The sequence below is a fragment of the Novosphingobium sp. B-7 genome, from assembly GCF_000410615.1.
Lineage (GTDB): Bacteria > Pseudomonadota > Alphaproteobacteria > Sphingomonadales > Sphingomonadaceae > Novosphingobium > Novosphingobium capsulatum.
In genome coordinates this window covers 1-18430 of sequence record NZ_APCQ01000046.1, presented here as the reverse complement: position 1 = coordinate 18430, position 18430 = coordinate 1, and the positions used below count along the sequence as shown (strand labels likewise).

General features: G+C 66.7%; 15 protein-coding genes and 1 tRNA gene. 10 read left to right on the top strand and 6 right to left on the bottom strand.

Features of this window, described 5'->3' with window-relative positions:
- Together H926_RS24875 and rsmD are read left to right on the top strand one after the other, a co-directional pair.
- Positions 1–821, top strand: an 821-nt coding sequence (locus tag H926_RS24875) for a pseudouridine synthase (RefSeq protein ID WP_022674559.1), incomplete at its 5' end; no start/stop codon positions are given.
- Positions 822–825: 4 nt separating this feature from the next.
- Positions 826–1377 carry a 16S rRNA (guanine(966)-N(2))-methyltransferase RsmD gene (gene rsmD, locus H926_RS0100545; RefSeq protein WP_022674558.1) on the top strand — a complete coding sequence of 184 codons (552 nt, stop codon included), beginning with the start codon at positions 826–828 and terminating at the stop codon, positions 1375–1377.
- 86 nt (positions 1378–1463) lie between these two features.
- Here the strand turns inward: rsmD and H926_RS0100540 are convergent, their stop codons facing one another.
- Together H926_RS0100540 and H926_RS0100535 are read right to left on the bottom strand one after the other, a co-directional pair.
- On the bottom strand, positions 1464–2735 hold the full coding sequence (locus H926_RS0100540; protein ID WP_192816536.1) for an MFS transporter: 1272 nt from the start codon (positions 2733–2735) through the stop codon (positions 1464–1466).
- Between the two features lie 158 nt (positions 2736–2893).
- On the bottom strand, positions 2894–3505 hold the full coding sequence (locus H926_RS0100535) for a hypothetical protein (protein WP_022674556.1): 612 nt from the start codon (positions 3503–3505) through the stop codon (positions 2894–2896).
- Positions 3506–3703: 198 nt separating this feature from the next.
- Between H926_RS0100535 and H926_RS0100530 the strand changes: the two genes are divergently transcribed.
- The 3 genes from H926_RS0100530 (at position 3704) to H926_RS34385 (ending at position 9000) form a co-directional block, all read left to right on the top strand.
- A complete protein-coding gene (locus H926_RS0100530; RefSeq protein ID WP_082208927.1) occupies positions 3704–6073 on the top strand; it encodes an ATP-dependent helicase in 2370 nt (789 codons plus the stop codon).
- Positions 6074–6096: 23 nt separating this feature from the next.
- Positions 6097–8223, top strand: a complete 2127-nt coding sequence (locus tag H926_RS24870; RefSeq protein WP_022674554.1) for a hypothetical protein — start codon at positions 6097–6099, stop codon at positions 8221–8223.
- Between the two features lie 273 nt (positions 8224–8496).
- Positions 8497–9000 (top strand): DUF3142 domain-containing protein, encoded by a 504-nt coding sequence (locus H926_RS34385; RefSeq protein ID WP_237740950.1) that lies wholly within the window; start codon positions 8497–8499, stop codon positions 8998–9000.
- Here the strand turns inward: H926_RS34385 and H926_RS0100515 are convergent, their stop codons facing one another.
- The 3 genes from H926_RS0100515 to H926_RS0100505 form a co-directional block, all read right to left on the bottom strand.
- Positions 9001–10623 (bottom strand): alkaline phosphatase, encoded by a 1623-nt coding sequence (locus H926_RS0100515; protein ID WP_022674553.1) that lies wholly within the window; start codon positions 10621–10623, stop codon positions 9001–9003.
- 147 nt (positions 10624–10770) lie between these two features.
- Positions 10771–12258, bottom strand: coding sequence for a DEAD/DEAH box helicase (locus tag H926_RS0100510; protein WP_022674552.1), 1488 nt, complete (start codon positions 12256–12258; stop codon positions 10771–10773).
- A 177-nt stretch (positions 12259–12435) separates the two neighbouring features.
- Entirely contained in the window at positions 12436–12981 is a 546-nt protein-coding gene (locus H926_RS0100505; RefSeq protein WP_148291583.1) for a hypothetical protein, read from the bottom strand.
- 258 nt (positions 12982–13239) lie between these two features.
- On the opposite strand from H926_RS0100505, the gene H926_RS0100500 reads away from it, so the two are divergent.
- Together H926_RS0100500 and H926_RS0100495 are read left to right on the top strand one after the other, a co-directional pair.
- Positions 13240–14682, top strand: a complete 1443-nt coding sequence (locus H926_RS0100500) for an FAD-binding oxidoreductase (RefSeq protein ID WP_022674550.1) — start codon at positions 13240–13242, stop codon at positions 14680–14682.
- A 169-nt stretch (positions 14683–14851) separates the two neighbouring features.
- A complete protein-coding gene (locus H926_RS0100495) occupies positions 14852–15628 on the top strand; it encodes a SapC family protein (RefSeq protein ID WP_022674549.1) in 777 nt (258 codons plus the stop codon).
- Positions 15629–16048: 420 nt separating this feature from the next.
- Here the strand turns inward: H926_RS0100495 and H926_RS0100490 are convergent, their stop codons facing one another.
- On the bottom strand, positions 16049–17068 hold the full coding sequence (locus H926_RS0100490; protein WP_022674548.1) for an N-formylglutamate amidohydrolase: 1020 nt from the start codon (positions 17066–17068) through the stop codon (positions 16049–16051).
- 208 nt (positions 17069–17276) lie between these two features.
- On the opposite strand from H926_RS0100490, the gene cpdR reads away from it, so the two are divergent.
- The 3 genes from cpdR to H926_RS0100475 all read left to right on the top strand — a co-directional run bounded on the left by cpdR (position 17277) and on the right by H926_RS0100475 (position 18425).
- Positions 17277–17639 (top strand): cell cycle two-component system response regulator CpdR, encoded by a 363-nt coding sequence (gene cpdR / locus H926_RS0100485; protein WP_028657389.1) that lies wholly within the window; start codon positions 17277–17279, stop codon positions 17637–17639.
- Between the two features lie 90 nt (positions 17640–17729).
- A tRNA-Val gene (locus H926_RS0100480) sits at positions 17730–17804 on the top strand.
- A gap of 231 nt (positions 17805–18035) precedes the next feature.
- Complete coding sequence (locus tag H926_RS0100475) at positions 18036–18425, top strand: hypothetical protein (RefSeq protein ID WP_022674546.1); 390 nt, start codon at positions 18036–18038, stop codon at positions 18423–18425.
- Positions 18426–18430 lie beyond the last annotated feature (5 nt).

The following is an 18430-nucleotide window of genomic DNA, read 5'->3' as shown; positions in this document are numbered from 1 at the left end:
CGGCGCGCCCCGCGCCCACCCCTGCCCAGCCGCGCGAAGATGGCCGCGAGGGCGAACGCATTGCCAAGCTGCTCGCGCGCGCCGGCGTTGCCTCGCGCCGCGAAGTGGAGCGCCTGATCACCGAAGGGCGCGTGCGCCTCAACGATGAACTGGTCACCACGCCCGCCACGATCCTCAAGAACCTCAAGGGCGTGAGTGTCGATGGCCGGCTGATCGCAGCCGCCGCCCCCACCCGCGTTTTCCGCTTTCACAAGCCGGCCGGCCTGATCACGGCCGAGCGCGACCCGTCCGGGCGGCCCACGATCTACAACGCGCTGCGCAACGCGCTGCCCCCCGAAACCCCGCGCGTGATGCCGGTGGGCCGGCTCGACCTCAATACCGAAGGCCTGCTGCTGCTGACCAACGATGGCGAATTGAAGCGCGCGCTGGAACTGCCTGCGACCGGCATCCCGCGCACCTACCGCGCCCGCACCTTTGGCGATATCTCGCAAGACCGCCTGGAAGAGCTGATCGAGGGCATCGAGATCGAAGGCGTGCGCTATGGCCAGATCGACGCCAACATGGAGCGGCGCACCGGCCGCAACCAGTGGATCGAAATGACCCTGACCGAAGGCAAGAACCGCGAAGTGCGCCGCGTGCTCGAGCATCTGGGCCTTCAGGTCTCGCGCCTGCTGCGCATCGCCTATGGCCCGTTCGAGCTGGCCGACCTGCCGCGCGGCGGAGCCGAGGAAGTGCCGCAGGTTCTGGTCGAGCGCTTCCGCAAGACGCTCAAGACCAGCCCTGCCCCGACCAACTTCGCCCAGCCCAAATCGGAAAATTGAACGAATGCGTATCATTGCTGGGCAATGGCGCGGGCGCAAGCTGAACGCACCCGCCGGAGACACCACCCGCCCCACGTCTGACCGCACGCGCGAAACGCTGTTTTCGATGCTGGCCAGCCGGCTGGGCGATTTTGAAGGCCTCAAAGTGGCCGATCTGTTCGCCGGATCGGGCGCCCTGGGGCTGGAAGCGCTGTCACGCGGGGCGGCCCACTGCCTGTTCGTGGAACAGGACGCCGCGGCGATCCGCGCGATCCGCGCCAACCTCGCCGCCTTTCGCGTGCAGGGCCAGGCCGACGTGCGCGCTTCGTCCGTGCTGTCGCTCGGCCCGGTCAAGGAGCCGCTCGACCTGATCCTGCTCGATCCGCCCTATGGCACCGGTGCCGGCGCCGTGGCGGTGGACAAGCTGGTGCGGCTGGGCTGGATCGGCGAAGGCACCTGGGTTTCCCTCGAAACCCACGCCGACGAAGTGCCGCAGATCAAGGCCTGCGAAGTGGAAAGCGAACGCAAGGTGGGCAAGGCCCGCCTGACACTGCTGCGCCTGAAAACCAAGGACTGACGGTCAGCGCTTTGCGCCCTTCGACAAGCTAAGGGCGAACGGGTCACGTTGTTGAAATCCGTTCGGGCTGAGCCTGTCGAAGCCCTTTATCGCGCCGGCTTGGGCGCAAACACCACACCGGCCAGCGTCACCGCCCCGGCCACCGTCAGGAACAGGCCAACGCTGGCCGTGCCGCCGCGCTGGGCCAGCGCCTGGGCGGCAAGGGGCGCCGCCCCCCCGCCGATGATCCCGCCAACGTTGAACGCGATCGAAATCCCGGTGTAGCGCACTGGCACGGCATAGAGCGTGGGCAACCAGGCGCCGAGCGGGCCATAGACCAGCCCCATCACGAACAGCGCGAGTGCCAGCGTGGCGAATACCAGCGGCAGATGGCCCGAGCCCAGCCCCACCCCGAAAACCAGGCCGACCAGCGCGGTCAACCCGGCGCCGACGCGCAGCACGGCTGCCGGCCCGCGCTTGTCCGCCCACCAGCCGGCGAGCGCGATGCCCGCCGCCAGGAAGAAATTGGCCGCCAGCTGCACCGCCAGAAATTCCTGCTTGGCATAGCCCAGCTTGGTCGTGGCGAACGACAGGGCAAAGGTGGTGGCCAGATAGAAGATGGCAAAGCAGGCGACCACGCCGGCAATCCCGGCCAGCACCGCGCCGGGATGATCGGCCATCAGGCGGCCCACCGGCACCTTGGGCGGCGGCGCGGCTTCCTGCGCGGCGCGAAACGCGGCGGTTTCCCCGATCTTGAGCCGCACCCACAGGCCCAGGAGCACGAGCACCGCGCTGGCCAGGAACGGCACGCGCCAGCCCCAGCTGGCAAAGGCGGCTTCGGGCAAGGTCATGCCCAGGATCAGGAACAGCCCGTTGGCAAAGAGGAAGCCCAGCGGCGCCCCCAATTGCGGCGCGGCACCAAAGCGTGCCTCCCATCCCTTTGGCGCGTTTTCCACCGCCAGCAGCGAAGCGCCGCCCCATTCCCCGCCCAGGCCAAAGCCCTGGCCAAAGCGCAGCAGGCACAAGAGCGCCGGCGCCACTGGCCCGGCCATGGCATAGGTAGGCAGGAACGCGATGAGCATCGTCGAGCCGCCCATCAGCATCAGGCTGGCCACCAGCGTGGACTTGCGCCCGACCCGATCGCCGAAATGGCCGAACGCGATGGCCCCAACCGGCCGGGCAAAAAATGCCAGGCCAAAGGTCATGAACGAGAGCAGCACTTGCGCTTCGGGTGCCTGCGCCGGAAAGAACAATTGCCCGATGACCAGCGCCGCCGCCGTCGCGTAGATATAGAAATCATAGAATTCCACCGCCGTGCCAACCAGGCTGGCGGCAAGGATGCGGGCGTTCTGGCGAAGCGGATGGGAGGGCGCGGTCATGATCTGCGCGACGTTCCCGCCGGCCCCTTCCTTGTCAAGCGCGCAATCGATTTGGCGGCCTGACACGCGGCGCTGACGCGAAAAGGGGCGCCGGTTTCCCGGCGCCCCCTCCCCGTTGCCAAGGCAACAGATTTGCGACCCTTCAGGGCTTGTTTGGTTCAGACACCGCCACGGTTGCGGCAGCTATCCGTCACCGTGCGCGAGCACACGGGATACTTCTTGGGCGTGGCGTCAGCGTTGGACGCATACTGGCTGCTGCTGCTGGCCGTCGCTGCGCTGTCCATGCCGGTATCGCCGCTCGGGGCCGGGGCAGGCGCTGCGGCGGTGTTGGCCGCCATGCCGCCCGACATGCCACTGCTGTTCGAGTCAGCGGTGGGAGCCGGCGGGGTGCTGCCCGCTGCCGAAGCGGATGCCGAAGCCGACGCCCGGCCCTGAACCTGGGCCACAATCGACGGCCAGATCTGGGCGCGCTGGTCAGGCGTCATGGCATAGACTTGGCCGCGCTGGGTGTCATTCATCGCCCACCAGCCCTTCTGCTGGTCCGCATTCAGCGACCAGAAGTATTCCTGCTGGGCAGACGGCCATGCATCATACTTGGCCTTGAGATCGGCCGGCCAGCCGTCGTACTGGCCCTTCTGTTCCGTCGTCATCGAGAACGGACCAGCCGGGGTTGCGGCAGCCGGCGGGCTGGCTGCTGCCTGAGCATGGAGAGCAACGGGCAGCGAAGCGGTCGAGAGCGCCAGAGCGCTGATGAAAATCATCTTTCGCATGGAGATCTTCTCCTGTTCCAAAGATCCGAATTGCCCAAGTTACGCCCGATCCTGTCATTTCGTTTCCGCGCATTCGGCCAGACGTGATATTGTGTCGATCAGACGCTCGACTTGCCCCGTGTGTGCGGCAAGCGGTGATTTTTGTTGATGTATGACAGATGAATGGGCTGCTTTGGCCGAGGCGTTGGGCGGTAGCGAATGGGCAAATCCGCCTTGCGCCTGCGCACCCGGTTCCCTACTTGTTCCACCGTGACGAGCTTTGCCCCCCCTTCTCCCCACTCTCCCTCCGGCCCCCTTGCAGGCAACGAGCCCGATTGGCTGTCAGGCCTGAACCCGCCGCAGCGCGAGGCGGTGTTGACCACCGATGGCCCGGTGCTGATGCTGGCGGGTGCCGGCACCGGCAAGACCGCCGCGCTCACCGCGCGCCTGGCCAATCTGCTGCGCCAGCGCCTGGCTTATCCGTCGCAGATCCTGTGCGTGACTTTTACCAACAAAGCCGCGCGCGAGATGCGCGAGCGCGTGGGGCACCTGATCGGGCCGGCAGTGGAAGGGATGCCGTGGCTCGGCACGTTCCATTCGATCGCGGCCAAGATGCTGCGCCGCCATGCCGAACTCGTCGGGCTGACCAGCTCTTTCACGATCATCGACACCGATGACCAGTTGCGCCTGCTCAAGCAGCTGATCCAGGCCGAAGGCGTGGATGACAAGCGCTGGCCGGCCAAGCAGCTCGCCGGGCTGATCGATCGCTGGAAGAACCGTGGGCTGGGACCGGATGATCTCGATGCCGGGGAAAACGAAGCCTATGCCAATGGCCGTGGCGCGCATTTCTACAGGCTCTATCAAGACCGGCTGCGCACCATCAACGCCTGCGATTTCGGCGATCTGCTGCTGCATATCCTGGTGATCTTCCGCCAGCACCGCGATGTGCTGGAAAGCTGGCAGGACCGCTTCCGCTATATCATGGTGGACGAATACCAGGACACCAACGCGGTGCAGTACCTGTGGCTTCGGCTCTTGGCGCAAGTGCGCAAGAATATCTGCGTGGTGGGCGACGATGACCAGTCGATCTATTCCTGGCGCGGCGCGGAAGTGGCGAACATCCTGCGCTTTGAAAAGGATTTTCCCGGCGCCAAGGTGATCCGGCTGGAGCAGAACTATCGCTCCACCCCGCATATCCTGGGCGCGGCATCGGGCCTGATCGCCGAAAACGCGCAACGGCTGGGCAAGCAGCTGTGGACCGAGCGCGACGGCGGCGACAAGCTGCGCGTGATCGGCGTGTGGGACGCGCCCGAGGAAGCGCGCCGCGTGGGCGAGGAGATCGAGCGGCTCGAGCGCGAGGGCTGCCCGCTCGATCGCGTGGCGATCCTGGTGCGCGCGCAGTTCCAGACGCGCGAGTTCGAAGACCGCTTCATCCAGATCGGCCTCGCCTATCGCATCGTTGGCGGCTTCCGCTTTTACGAGCGCGCCGAAATCCGCGATGCGCTGGCCTATCTGCGCCTGGTGGGGCAGCCATCAGACGATCTGGCGTTCGAGCGGATCTATAATACGCCCAAGCGCGGCCTGGGCGACAAGACGCTGGAAAAGCTGTTCCGCTTTGCCCGCGCCAACCAGGTGCCGCTGCTGCGCGCCGCCTATGACATTACCGATACCGACGAACTGCCGGCCCGCGCGCGCAACACGCTGGCGGCGCTGGTGCGCGATTTCCTGCGCTGGCGCGAACAGGTCGCCACGCTGTCGCCGGCCGAACTGGCGCGCACGATCCTGGATGAAAGCGGTTATACCGCCGCGCTTCAGGCCGAAAAGACCGCCGAGGCCAATGGCCGGCTGGAAAACCTGTCGGAACTCGTCCGCGCCATGGAAGAGTATGAGACGCTGGGCGATTTCCTGGAACACGTAAGCCTGGTGATGGACAACGAGGCCCAGGCCAACGAGGACAAGGTCACGATCATGACCATCCACGCCGCCAAGGGCCTGGAGTTTGACCAGGTGTTCCTGCCGGGCTGGGAAGAAGGGGTGTTCCCCTCGCAGCGCGCGCTCGACGAAGGCGGCCTTGCCAGCCTGGAGGAAGAGCGCCGCTTGGCCTATGTGGCGATCACCCGCGCGCGGCGGCGCTGCACCATCCTGAATGCCGCCAACCGCCGCATCTATGGCCAGTGGACCAGCGCCATCCCCTCGCGCTTTATCGAGGAACTGCCCGAGGACCATATCGAGCAGGAAACCACCCTGTCGGGCGGGGCATCGATGTGGCGGGCCAACTGGAGCGAGGCGAGCGATCCCTTTGCCGACGTGGCGCGCAATCACCCCGCCAAGGCCAGCACGCGCGGCCCCGGCTGGCAGCGCGCCGCGGCGCAGATGTTCGATCCCAAGCCCCGCAAGATTGCCGAAAACACGCGCAGCGCCGCCAGCTTTGCCAGCAAGCCACGCGCCGATCTGGCGGTGGGCGCGCGGGTGTTTCACGACAAATTCGGGTATGGCACCATTTCCAGCCAGGAAGGCAACAAGCTGGAAATTCAGTTCGACAGCGCCGGTGAAAAGCGCGTGCTCGACAGCTTCGTGAAACCAGCCTGAGATCGGGCCACAGGGGGATAGAGATGCGGGCATGGCAGCGTGGCGCGGCGTGGGTGGCGGCCTTGGCCGGGGCGAGCGGCCTTGCGGCAACGGTTGCCTGGGCCTGCGCGGATAGCTCGTGCTCGCCGGTCTGGCGGCTCGATTCGCCAGACTATGCCTGCGAAGGCCGCGCGATGCTCAATCCCGGCAACGATACGCGGATCAACCTGCTGCTGCTGATCCGCAGCCTCGCCCCGGCGAGCGAGGCGGGTCTGGCCTATGCCAAGCCGGAATGGGATGACCAGCAGCTTGGCCACGTGTTCTTCAGCTGGCGGGGCCTGCGCGAAACACTGTGGCCGCAAGCGCCCGAGCCGGAGCCGGCCGCCAGCGACACGACCGCCGCCCAATGCGCCCCGCCCAAGACGGCGCAGGATGCCTTTGCGGCGGCCATGGCGGCCGACGATATACCGCAGGGCTATCGTGACACCTTGATGGCAATGCGCGCCAAGGTCGGCTGCACCGACCCCTTGCCCGCAACGGCGTTTCCCGATGTTCTGGCCGGCAAGTACCTGGAGTATCTGGCTGCCGCCGACGATTTCTATCGCGGGAATTATCCAAGCGCGCGCAGCCGCTTTGCTGCCCTGGAAACCAGCGCCTCCCCTTGGCTGCGTGAAACCGCCAGCTACATGAAGATCCGTGTCGCGCTGCGCAGCGCGGTGGCCGGCGCGATCGACAAGTACGGCGATTTTGCCGGCCTGGACAAAGTCGACAAGGCGCAGGCCCAGGCGGCGGGCGCGGCGATTGACGCCTATCTCAAGGCCTATCCGCAAGGGCGCTATGCCGCATCGGCACAAGGCTTGCGCCGCCGGGTGCTGTGGCTGACCGGGCAGGACGCCGCACTCGCCGCCCGCTATGAAGCCATGCTGCGGGCTACGCCGGGCAGCAGCGAGGCGGCCGCCGATCTTGCCGAGGAAATCGACAACGCCCTGTTGCAGCGTGACGAGGGCGTCCAGGCGATCATGGCCGCGAAAAAGACGCCGCTGCTCATGGCGATCGCCGATCTCAAGGCGATGCGGCCCAGCGATCCGGCAAAGCCGATGCCGCTTGCCGCCACCACCCTCGCGGCGCAGGCACCAGCCTTTGCCGGGGACGGCGATCTCTATGGCCTGCTCGATGCCACGCGCAGCTATTATGACGGCGAGGCGCCGCGCACGATCCTGGCGCGGCTGCCCGATGCCGCGCGCGCGCCCTCCTATACCCCGCTGGCGTTCAGCCGCCAGGTCTTGCGCGGCATGGCCCTGGCCAAGGCGCACGACGCCAACGAGGCTGGCTTCTGGCGGGAGTTGCTGGGTGGCGCCAAGGGGCTGTGGCAGGGCCAGCTGGCACAGCTCGGCCTGGCGCTGCGCTGGCAGCGCGACGGGCGGATCGACCAGGCCCTGGCCAGCGCCTCTCCGGTATCGGACACTACGCTGCGCCAGTTGATGCTGCAAACCATGGCGGCGCCGTCCATGCTGCGCGCCACTGCCACCGATGCCACGCGGCCCGATGAAGAGCGCAACGTTGCCCGCTTCACCCTGCTCTACAAGGGCTTGACGCGCGGCGCCTATGGCGATGTGGACCGCGATCTGGCGCTAGTGCCATCGGCGCCCAAGGCAGACCTGACCTCGTGGTATGGCAGCGGCCTCGGCACACCGCCGGCGCAGCGGTTCACCATGGGGCAATGGAGCAATGGCTGGCCCTGCCCACCGCTGGCGCAGACCGTCGCCACGCTGGCGCGCACGCCGGCGAACGCGGCAGCGCGGGTGTGCCTGGGCGAATTCTATCGCCTCAATGGCTTTGACGGCTTTGCGCTTTATGCCCCGTCGGATCAGGTGGACCAGCTTGGCCGTGGCCGCGATCTGTTCCCCGGCACGCCGCTGTGGCGCGATGCGATCTACACCGCGATCATTGCCGACAAGGCCGCCGCGCCAGACCTGCGCGCCTACGCGCTCTATCGCGCGGTAATGTGCTATTCGCCATCGGGCTATAACGGCTGCGCCGGGCCAGCCACCAGTTATGACGCGATGCAGGCGCAGGAAGTACCCAAGGCGCAGCGCAAGGCCTGGTACGATGAACTCAAGGCCCGCTATCCACAAAGCCGCTGGGCCAAGTCCCTGCGCTATTACTGGTGAAGCGCCAGGCCATCATCCTGGCCGGCTTGGCCCTGCTATCGGCTTGCAACCGGCAGCAGCCCGCCCCGGCGGCCACCGACGCCACCCAGGCAGCCAAGGCGCAAGGCCCGGCGGTCGATCCCCATGGCTTTGACGCGTTCTATGTCTGGCCGGGTGTGCGGCCCGCCGCAGACCTGACCGCGCACACGCTCTACCTGCTCGATGGCGAAGTGCGCCGCCGGCCCGGCCCGGCGCGGTTCACCCGGCTGCGCGCCGGCTTGCCACGCCTGCCCGATGCCCAGCTGTGGCTGGTGGTGCGGATCGATCGGCTCCACCTTTCACCACGCACCTGGTTCACCACGCACCTGGGCGGTGATCGTGGCCGACATGGAGCGCTGGCAGGCCGCCGGCAACCATCTCGCGGGCCTGCAGATCGATTTCGATGCCGCCACGCAGGGGCTCGATCGCTATGGCGCGTTCCTGGCCGATGCGCGCAGCCACCTGCCCCGCCCCTGGCGCCTGTCGATCACTGGCCTGATGGATTGGAGTGCCAATGGCGACCCTGCCGCGCTGGCACGGCTCAAGCCGGTGATCGATGAAGTGGTGGTGCAAACCTATCAGGGACGCACCACGATCCCCGGCTATGATGCCTATTTCCGCAAGATGGCGCATTTCCCGCTGCCGTTCCGCGTGGCCCTGGCCGAGGGCGGCGCCTGGACGCCGCCCCCTGACCTGGCCCGAGAGCCGCAGTTCAAGGGCTATGTCGTGTTTCTGATGCCCAAGCAGATCAGGCGGTGATCACGCGTCCATCGCGTGGCGGCCCGGCCGCACGGTGGCGCGATGGCCCACCCGGCCGGCCGCGTTGCGCTGGTCGATCGTGTCCATCATCACCCATTCGTTGGTTACTGCCTGCGGCGTGACAGTCAGCGCCATGTAGCCGCGCTGCGCCGTATCGCACCACGCCAGTTCGGGATTGGCCGCTACCAGGCCCGCTGCCACTGTTTGCGGCGCCACGCCGACATCGTGTTCGAAGCCGGGCGAGGTTACCGAATGCCCGGCAAATTCCACTGCCGTGGCCTGGCCATCCTGGCGCAGGTTATAGGCCCAGGCGTTGTGGCTATCGCCCGAGATCACCACGGTGTTGCCGCCCATCGCCTGCACGCTGCGCAGGAAGCGGGCACGCGCCGCCGGATAGCCGCCCCAGTTGTCGTAATTGAACGGCAGGCCCAGCTTGGCCGCCATGATCCCGCTGCCGACATAGCGGGCGGCCTGTTCCGACTGGCCGCGCACCCAATCCTGCGCCGTGGCCGGCATCACCGTTTCGCCCATGATCGTGCCAAAGCCCACGATCTGCCAGGGCCGCCCGCTCTTGACCGAGGCCTGCATCGCGCTGGCCAGCCAGGCTTCCTGCTCGCTGCCCATCATCGTGGCGGCCGGGTCCTGCCAGGCGCCATCGCGGAATGCCTTGAGCGCGGCGATGGGATCGGCCGCCTGGAACAGCGGCGCCACATCGGGCTGCTGGGTGCGGCCGAGCAGGCGGGTTTCGGTGCGGAACAGCGTGGCCAGGCCGCCGATGTCATAGGCCTTCCACGGCGCCTCGCTCACCGGCATCCATTCGCGATAGACCTGCATCGCGGCGTCCTTGCGCACGTTCCAATCGCCTTCGGTGGCGGGGTCGTGGTGCTGCGCGCCGCCGGCCCAGCTGTCATTGGCGCTTTCGTGATCGTCCCACTGCGCGATCATCGGAAAGCGGGCGTGCAGCGCCTGAAGATCGGGATCGGCGCGATAGCTGGCATAGCGCAGGCGATAATCGGCCACATGCACCGTGTTGGCATCGGGCAGCACGGTGCGTCCGGCCAGGCTATCCTTGGGCAGCGGATAGTGGCCGGGCGCGTATTCATAGAAATAGTCGCCCAGGTGAATGGTGCAATCGAACGCATCGTTGCGCGCGGCGTGGGCATAGGCATTGAACCAGCCGAACGGCATGTTGGAACAGGAAAACACTGCAGCGCGCCACGGCTGCTGGCCATCGGCCGGCAGCGTGCGGGTACGGCCGACTGGCGATTTGCTGCCATCGGGCGCGATGAAACGATAGTAATAGGTCCGTGCCGGGGTGAGGCCAGTGGCGACGATCTTGACGGTGTGATCCCGCCACGGGCCGGTCTGCATCGTGCCGGCGGCCATCGCGCGGGCAAATTCGGGAGTCTCGGAAAGCTCTACCGCCACATCCGCCACGCCGCCGTCGGTGGGCACATAGCGTGTCCACAGCAGGATCTCGTGCGCGCCGGGCTCGCCACTGGCGACGCCATGGGTAAACCCGCGCGCGCCCAACAGGTCGGCGGCGCGCACCCAATCGGGCAGGAGCAAGGCGCCCGTGCCGAACATGGCGGTCTTGATGATCTGGCGGCGGTGAAACTGCATGGCGTTGGTCCTGGCAGGAAGGGGTTGTGCCCCTTCATCCCGGATTACGTGACAGCTTGATGAAATGCCGCGATATTTCGCTTCTTTGCCCCAAAGGCCCAGGCCGCTGGGGCCAGTACGCGCCGGATCAAGCCGGCGCGACCTGGCTCAAAGCGCGGAAACGTGCAGGAAGTTGGGGATCGGGCCGTTCCATTCGCCCGGCGGGCTGGGCGGCTCGCTGCGGTATTCGCGGCGACGATCGCCCTGGCGGCCGGAATCGCTACGGCCAGCGTCAGCCCGGTAATCGTCGCGGCGATAGTCGTCGCGGCGATTATCATCACGACGGGGGGCATCACGACGGGGCTCTTCCCGGGCGCTTTCGGTGTGCGCCGGGGTGTCCTCTGCCGCCGGGGCAGCGTCCTTCTTGCGGCGGGTGGGCTTTTCGGAAGCGGCCTTTTCCGCCTTGGGCGCGCGCTGCGGCTTTTCGGCCTTGTCGCGGCTCTTGCGCGCCGGGCGCTCGTCCGCTTCTGCGGCGGCACCGATATCCAGCGTCATCACCGGAATCGCGCCACCAGTCAGTTTTTCGACATTGTCGATCGCTTCGGCGTCTTCCGGGCTGACCAGCGTGAACGCACGGCCAGTGGCGCCGCCACGGCCGGTGCGGCCGATGCGGTGCACGTAATCGTCCGGGTGCCACGGCGTGTCGAAGTTGAACACATGGCTCACCCCCTTCACGTCAAGCCCGCGTGCGGCGACATCAGACGCCACGAGGATGTTGATCACGCCGTCCTTGAACTTCTGCAGTTCGGCGTTGCGCGCCGACTGATCCATGTCCCCATGGATTTCTCCCGCGGAAAAGCCATGGCTCTTTAGGCTCTTGGCCAGTTCGCGCACGGTCGTCTTGCGGTTGCAGAAGACGATCGCGGTGCTCACGTTGTCGGTGCGCAGCAGGTGGCGCAGCGCCTCGCGCTTGGCACGGCTGGCCACCTTCACCTTGTGCTGCACGATGTTGATGTTCGTGCTGGCCGGGCGCGCCACTTCGATCGACTTGGGATTCGACAGGAAGCGATCCGCCAGCTTCTTGATCGGCGGCGGCATCGTGGCCGAAAACAGCAAGGTCTGGCGCTGCGACGGCAGCTTGGAACAGATCGATTCGATATCGGGGATGAAGCCCATGTCGAGCATGCGATCGGCTTCGTCGATCACCAGCAGTTCGCAGCCGGTGAGCAGGATCTTGCCGCGCTCGAACAGGTCCATCAGGCGGCCAGGGGTGGCGATCAGCACGTCGACACCGTCTTGCAGGGCCTTGACCTGATCGCCCATCTGCACCCCGCCGATCAGCAGGGCCATCTTGAGATCGTGGTTCTTGCCGTACTTTTCAAAGTTTTCGGCAACCTGCGCAGCCAGTTCGCGCGTCGGCTCGAGAATCAGCGAGCGCGGCATCAGGGCGCGGCGCCGGCCGTGGGCCAGAATGTCGATCATCGGCAGCACGAAGCCGGCCGTCTTGCCGGTGCCGGTCTGGGCGATGCCGATGATGTCGCGCATCATCAAGACCGAGGGGATGGCCTGGGCCTGGATCGGAGTCGGCTCGTCATAGCCGGCGTCGATGACCGACTTAAGCAATTCATCAGAGAGGCCGAGATCGGCGAACTTCATGCAGGTTATGTTCCGAAAGCAGGATGGCCCGCCAGCCTGGCAACGAGACACCGTGCGTGTGCCGCCACCCTGGATGCAAGGCCACCGGTACGGGCCACTTGCGACCCGACACTCAATGCGGGCCCGCTATGCCGAAACCTGCCGGAAAGTCAAGGAAAGCCGCATGTGCCTGCGCACTCAGCGGCCCACCTCGCGCAGGCGGGTGATCATGCAACTGGCCCCGGCACGCGAATGGATCACGTCACGCCCGGTGCAGAGCATCCCATCACTGCTTCTTTCGGCATAGAAACCGACATAGAAATCGCGGGCATTGCAGGTTTTTTCCAGGCTGGCGACAACCTGGCGACGGTCTCTGAGCAGCAGGACGATCTGGCTGTCCGACGAAGACGGCGCGATCGCCGCGATCCCGCCCAGCGCCACGCACCCCCCGCCATGGCGCCCACGCAGCACCATCATGGGCTGGGGCATGGGCGGTGGCGGCGGCATGTCGCGGCCCATGATGCCGGGGGTAATGCGGATGATCAGGCGCTGCTCGATGCGCACCTGGCGCCAGGTTTCATCGGCCAGGCCATCGGCCAGCGCGCCGGGATCATCCAGCAGGTCTGGCGCAGCCTGGCTCATCGGGCCCGATGCGGCATCGCGCAGCGGCTGGGGCAGGCTGGCGGCGGGCATGGCCTGGCTGACCGGCGCAGAAGCGACTGCACCAGCCGGCGCCGTGCTCACGGCGTCAGGCCCGATGGCAACGCTCGCAAGCGCCGCCATGGCCAACAAGGGATGGACCAGACCAGGCATCAGCAAATCGGCAAAAACCAACGATCCCTCATGTCCGTGACCTTAGCGCCCCCCTTGGCACCTGGCCCGAACCGACAAGCCTCCAAGAGGCAGGCACTGTGCCTTGCAGCCAGCGCTTGAACAACGCCTTAACCCGGCCACGATGAAAAAGGAATTGCTGCGCGGCGCGCAGCGGCGTAGCCGGAGGCCATGGTCGAAACGCTTGCACCCCGCGCGGAAACCGCGCCTTTCCTGGAAGCCGCCGCTGCCCTGTTGGGCGCGAAGGGCTTTACCACCGATCCCGATGCGATCTCTCCCTGGCTGACCGACTGGCGCCAGCGCTTTACCGGTCGTGCCCTGGGCATGGCCTCGCCCGCCACGACCGACGAAGTAGCCGGCCTGGTGCGCCTGTGCGCGGCGCACAATGTGCCGATCGTGCCGCAGGGCGGCAACAGTGGCATGTCTGGCGGCGCCACGCCGGATGAGACCGGCCACGCCGTGGTGCTCTCGCTGCGCCGCATGAATGCGATCCGCAGCGTCGATACCGCCACGCGCAGCGCCACGTGCGAGGCCGGCGTCATCCTGCAAGTGCTGCACGAGGCGGCCGAAGCCAAGGGCCTGCGCTTCCCGCTGTCGCTGGGCGGCAAGGGTTCGGCCACGGTCGGCGGGTTGATCTCCACCAACGCCGGCGGCACGCAGGTGCTGCGCCATGGCTCGATGCGCGCGCTGGTGCTGGGGCTCGAGGCGGTGATGCCCGATGGCACCGTGTTCAACCAGCTGGTGCCGCTCAAGAAGGACAACCGCGGTTTCGATCTCAAGCAGTTGCTGATCGGATCGGAAGGCACGCTGGGCGTGGTCACCGCCGCCACGCTCAAGCTGGAGCCCGCCGTGGCGGCGCGCGAAGTGCTGTGGGCCGGCACGCAAAGCCTGCCCAAGGCGCGTGAACTGTTGCTGCTGGCCGAACGTCTGGCCGGCCAGGCGCTGGAAGGCTTCGAAGTGATGCCCCAGCACAGCCTTGACGCGGTGCGCGACTATCTGCCCGGCGCGCGCCAGCCGCTGGCCGAAGACCACGCCTGGCACGTGCTGATCGAAATGGTCGCCGATGCCGATGGTGCCGAACGCCTGCCCGACCTGGCCCAGCGCGTGCTGGAAGAAGCGTTTGAGGCCGGGCTGATCGACGATGCCACCATGGCTGCCAACGAAACCCAGGCCGAGGCATTCTGGAACCTGCGCGAATCCATTGCGCCGGCCGAACGCGCGCTGGGCCCGGCGGTCCAGCACGATATCAGCGTGCCGGTGGAAAAGATGCCCGCCTTCGTCGAGGAAGCGGTGCCCCAGTTCGAGGCGCAGTGGCCCGGCACCCGCGCCGTCGGATTTGGCCACCTCGGCGATGGCAATATCCATTTCCACGTGATCGCCCCGCAAGGGGTCGACCGCGCCAGCTGGGAAGCGGGCGACGGCAAGGCGATCAGCCGCCAGGTCCACGACATGGTCACGGCCTGGGGTGGCTCGATCTCGGCCGAGCACGGCATCGGCCAGTTGAAGCGCGATGAACTGGCGCGGCTGGGCGATCCGGTGGCGCTGTCCATCCTGCGCCATGTAAAGCAGGCGCTTGATCCGCAGGGGCTGATGAACCCCGGCAAGCTGATCTGACACCCGCGCCGGGGGCGGCCGATTCCAGCCCGATACCGAATCGGGAACGTTTTGGCCGATAAACCCCCAGTCCGGCGCGGCCTTGCGCTTGTCACTGCCGGGTTGAGGCCTTATGCCCAGCGCGCGCCCGTGCTGGCCACGGGCCCGTTATTGTTTTCGGAGAGAGTTCATGGCCAGCGCGCCGCAAGCCAACCTGCCCCTGTTCTACCAGGACCTCATGCCCCTTAACACGCGCGACCACGCCACGTGGCGCGCGCGCGGCGCCCAGTCGGCACCCTGGCTGATCGGCCAGCACGCCATCCCGTTGACCGTGGAAGAGTTCCCGCAGGCGGCCCGTCACTTCCCCATCATCTTCGCCTCGGGTGACAATCCCGTGCCGCTGGCGCTGATGGGCCTGAACGAAGGCGTCAACGTCTTCGTCAACGAAGAAGGCAAGATCGACCAGCCGGTCTATCTGCCGGCCTATGCCCGCCGCTATCCCTTCATGCTGGCCAAGCTGATGCCCGACAGCGACGACCTGTCGCTGTGCTTCGATCCGTCGAGCGGCCTGGTCGGCGAATTCGAAGATGGCGAACCGCTGTTCGACGGCGACCAGCCGAGCGAAGCCACCAAGCAGGCCCTGCAGTTCTGCGAGCAGTTCGAACAGGCCGGCCAGCGTACGCAGGCATTCATCGATGAACTCAAGAAGCACAACTTGCTGATGGAAGGCGAAGTCGCCATTCAGCAGACCGGTGTGGACCAGCCGTTCATCTATCGCGGCTTCCAGATGGTGAATCAGGAAAAGCTGCGCGAAATCCGTGGCGACGTGCTGCGCGGCTGGGCCCAGAGCGGCCTGCTGCCGCTGCTCTATGCGCACATCTTCTCGCTCGACCTGATGAGCACGATCTTCGGCATCCAGGCCGAGCAGGGCAAGGCCCCCGCTCCGGTGGCAGTGCCCGCACTCTGATCCAGCAGGGCGGTCGGTACGCCGGCCGCCCTGCTCCGGGTTAAAGCGCCGAATCAGACAAGCCCCTGCCGGCAACGGCGGGGGCTTTTTCGTGGATTGCCCGCAAGTCTGTCTTCATCCTGACGCGCGCCGGTGTCACAAATTGTGAGGAATCACCCGAGCTTGGCCGCATGCTTAACGCCAAGTGTATTTGCCGTTCAGGAAAGGGCTGCGCAGCAAACAAAGATTCACGGTAAATGCAATAAATTTCTGCATCACCCCCTTGCATGGCCGGAAAGTGTTGCCTATCTTCATCACATCAGGTCGGCGCTCCCCTCATGGCCCGATCTGATTGGTGCACTTGGTGCACCTCCTCCCTGAACCTTGGCCACCTGGAGCTTGTCTCCAGGTGGTTTTTTCTTGGGGAGTTTGGGCCGGTCGCTATTCCGCCGCGCGGGGCCAGCGTTGCGCCGCCTGGCCCATGGCCGCAACATCGGCCGCCAACGCCCGCACCATGCCGGTCATCGTTTCCACCACGTCGGCCAGCCCCTCGCCCGGCTCTGCCAATGCGGCATCGAGATAAGCGCTGCGATCGATTTCCACCTGCATGGCATGAATGCCCGCCTCGCGCCGGGCCTGGCGCTCCAGGCCATAGCCGCCGGCATAGGGCCGGTTGTGCGCGGCACGCGCACCGCAGCTGGCCAGATGGGCAAAGGCGGTGCCCATCACCCCGCCTGCACAAGCCGCGCCAAAGCGATCGCCCAGCACATAGGTGGGTGGCGCCTCGGCCGAATCGCGACGCGGCAGCGGCGGCATCGAGTGCAGGTCGATCAACAGCGCCGCCCCCCAGCGTGCAGCCAGATCAGCCAGCGCGTCGGCCAGGGCCTGGTGATAGGGCAGATGGATTTGCGCGATGCGCGCCTGGATTTCAGCCGCCGGGGTGCGCTGGCGCCAGATTTCGCCCAACCCCACCAGCCGGCGGGGGACCAGCCCCAGCCCGCTATGCGCCCGGCGTGCCGCCATGGGCCCGCGCGGCAGCGGCGGAAAATCCGCCATGGCCGGATCGGGCACGATCATCTCGCGATCAAGATCATCCGGCGCGCGGTTGAGATCGATCATCGCGCGCGGCGCCCGCGCCACCAGCAGCGCCGCCCCGGTGTGCCGCGCCACGGCCTGTGCCACCAGATCGACCAGGCGATCCTCCAGCCGCCGCGCCGCCTGCGCCGGCTGGCGCATCGCCGCCAACACCCCGGCGGGATAGGACCGCCCGGCATGGGGCACGGCCAGGATCACCGGAATCGGCGCAGGGTTGGCCCTTTGCAGCACGAAGGCCGGGCCATCCTCTCCCGGAATCGTGCCGCCTTCGCTGTGGATTACCGGGGAAACCGGGTCGGTGCCGCCTGGCGTTGCCCCAGGGTGGCACGAATCGGTTGCGGGACGATCGTTTGCATCCATCATCATTGGCTGCAATGCTTTGCCAGTTCTGTCAAAAGCGCATCTGGGCAAAACTGCTGCCACGGCCAGCATCGATCACGCCGATGATGCTGGCCGAAGATTGTTAACCCGCCGGGCGCTATAGCAGCCCCCCGGCCGGATGCCCGCGCCGGTCACGGCGTGGCGCACGGGCCGGGTGCATCTGGAAAACGACATGGAAAATCAGAAAGGTAACATGATCCGCATTCTGCTGGCAGAAGACGAAGAGGCCATGCGCACCTACCTTGCCCGCGCCTTGGAAAACGCCGGCTACAGCGTGGTCGCCGTCGATCGCGGCACCGCCGCGGTTCCCCTGCTCGAAAGCCAGACATTCGACCTGCTGCTCTCGGACATCGTCATGCCCGAAATGGACGGGATCGAACTCGCCCAGCGCTGCAGCGAAATCAGCCCGGGCACCAAGGTGATGTTCATCACCGGCTTTGCCGCCGTTACCCTCAAGGCCAACCGCGAAGCACCGCAGGCGCGCGTGCTGTCCAAGCCTTTCCACCTGCGCGACCTGGTGATGGAAGTGGACCGCATCTTTGCCGACGCGGCATAAAAAATCCGGATTTGCCCCCTTGCCAAGCCCCGGCGGCGCGGTTAGTGGGGCGCTCCCGACGCCGAGAGGCTGACGGACATTCGATGGTGCGGGCGTATAGCTCAGTGGTAGAGCACTATGTTGACATCGTAGGGGTCGCAAGTTCAATCCTTGCTACGCCCACCATCGGAAACCCTTGAAAAGCCCCGCTTCGGCGGGGTTTTTTCATGGCCGCCGCCGCCATCTTTTGCGCGCCTCGTCCAGAAAATCTCACCATCGGGAAACACGCTGCAAGCCGATGCACGCTAGCTCTTCTGCAAGGGGCCTGGCGCCCCATGTGAAATGGGAGAGCGAGAATGATCGATTGGCTCGGGATCATGGCACTGGCCGCCACCGCGGTGCAGCCGCTGCCACGCGGTGCAGCCGCTGCCAGCCAGCACGCAGGTGGTCCATCGCGGCAACAGCTATGATGTGACCTATCACGCGCAGACCCAGGCGCGGCACAAGTCCGTAGGCATGAGCGCCCCCACCCGCCAAGGCAGCGAGCGATGCGAGCGGACGGTCACCGTGGTGGCAGAGCGGCGGATCGCCCTGCCTGGTGCCGACGCCGCTCTCACCCACCGCCTGCCCGGCGCGCGCACCTGGCGCGATTCGACCCCGGGCCATTGCCGCAAGGATGCAAACGCGCAGGCGGCGGTGGCGCAACGGTCCGCCCAGATTGCGCAGTTCCTGGCCGAAGCGATGGAGCGCGATCGCCCCGATGCCCTCGCCGCGATCGAGGCCGCCCACGCCCTTGCCGCGCGGTGAGGTGG

Coding starts and splice junctions, on each gene's coding strand:
- rsmD (WP_022674558.1), top strand. CDS start 826: ATGCGTATCATTGCTGGGCAATGGCGCGGGCGCAAGCTGAACGCACCC.
- H926_RS0100540 (WP_192816536.1), bottom strand. CDS start 2,735: ATGACCGCGCCCTCCCATCCGCTTCGCCAGAACGCCCGCATCCTTGCC.
- H926_RS0100535 (WP_022674556.1), bottom strand. CDS start 3,505: ATGCGAAAGATGATTTTCATCAGCGCTCTGGCGCTCTCGACCGCTTCG.
- H926_RS0100530 (WP_082208927.1), top strand. CDS start 3,704: ATGGGCAAATCCGCCTTGCGCCTGCGCACCCGGTTCCCTACTTGTTCC.
- H926_RS24870 (WP_022674554.1), top strand. CDS start 6,097: ATGCGGGCATGGCAGCGTGGCGCGGCGTGGGTGGCGGCCTTGGCCGGG.
- H926_RS34385 (WP_237740950.1), top strand. CDS start 8,497: ATGCCCAGCTGTGGCTGGTGGTGCGGATCGATCGGCTCCACCTTTCAC.
- H926_RS0100515 (WP_022674553.1), bottom strand. CDS start 10,623: ATGCAGTTTCACCGCCGCCAGATCATCAAGACCGCCATGTTCGGCACG.
- H926_RS0100510 (WP_022674552.1), bottom strand. CDS start 12,258: ATGAAGTTCGCCGATCTCGGCCTCTCTGATGAATTGCTTAAGTCGGTC.
- H926_RS0100500 (WP_022674550.1), top strand. CDS start 13,240: ATGGTCGAAACGCTTGCACCCCGCGCGGAAACCGCGCCTTTCCTGGAA.
- H926_RS0100495 (WP_022674549.1), top strand. CDS start 14,852: ATGGCCAGCGCGCCGCAAGCCAACCTGCCCCTGTTCTACCAGGACCTC.
- H926_RS0100490 (WP_022674548.1), bottom strand. CDS start 17,068: ATGATGATGGATGCAAACGATCGTCCCGCAACCGATTCGTGCCACCCT.
- cpdR (WP_028657389.1), top strand. CDS start 17,277: ATGATCCGCATTCTGCTGGCAGAAGACGAAGAGGCCATGCGCACCTAC.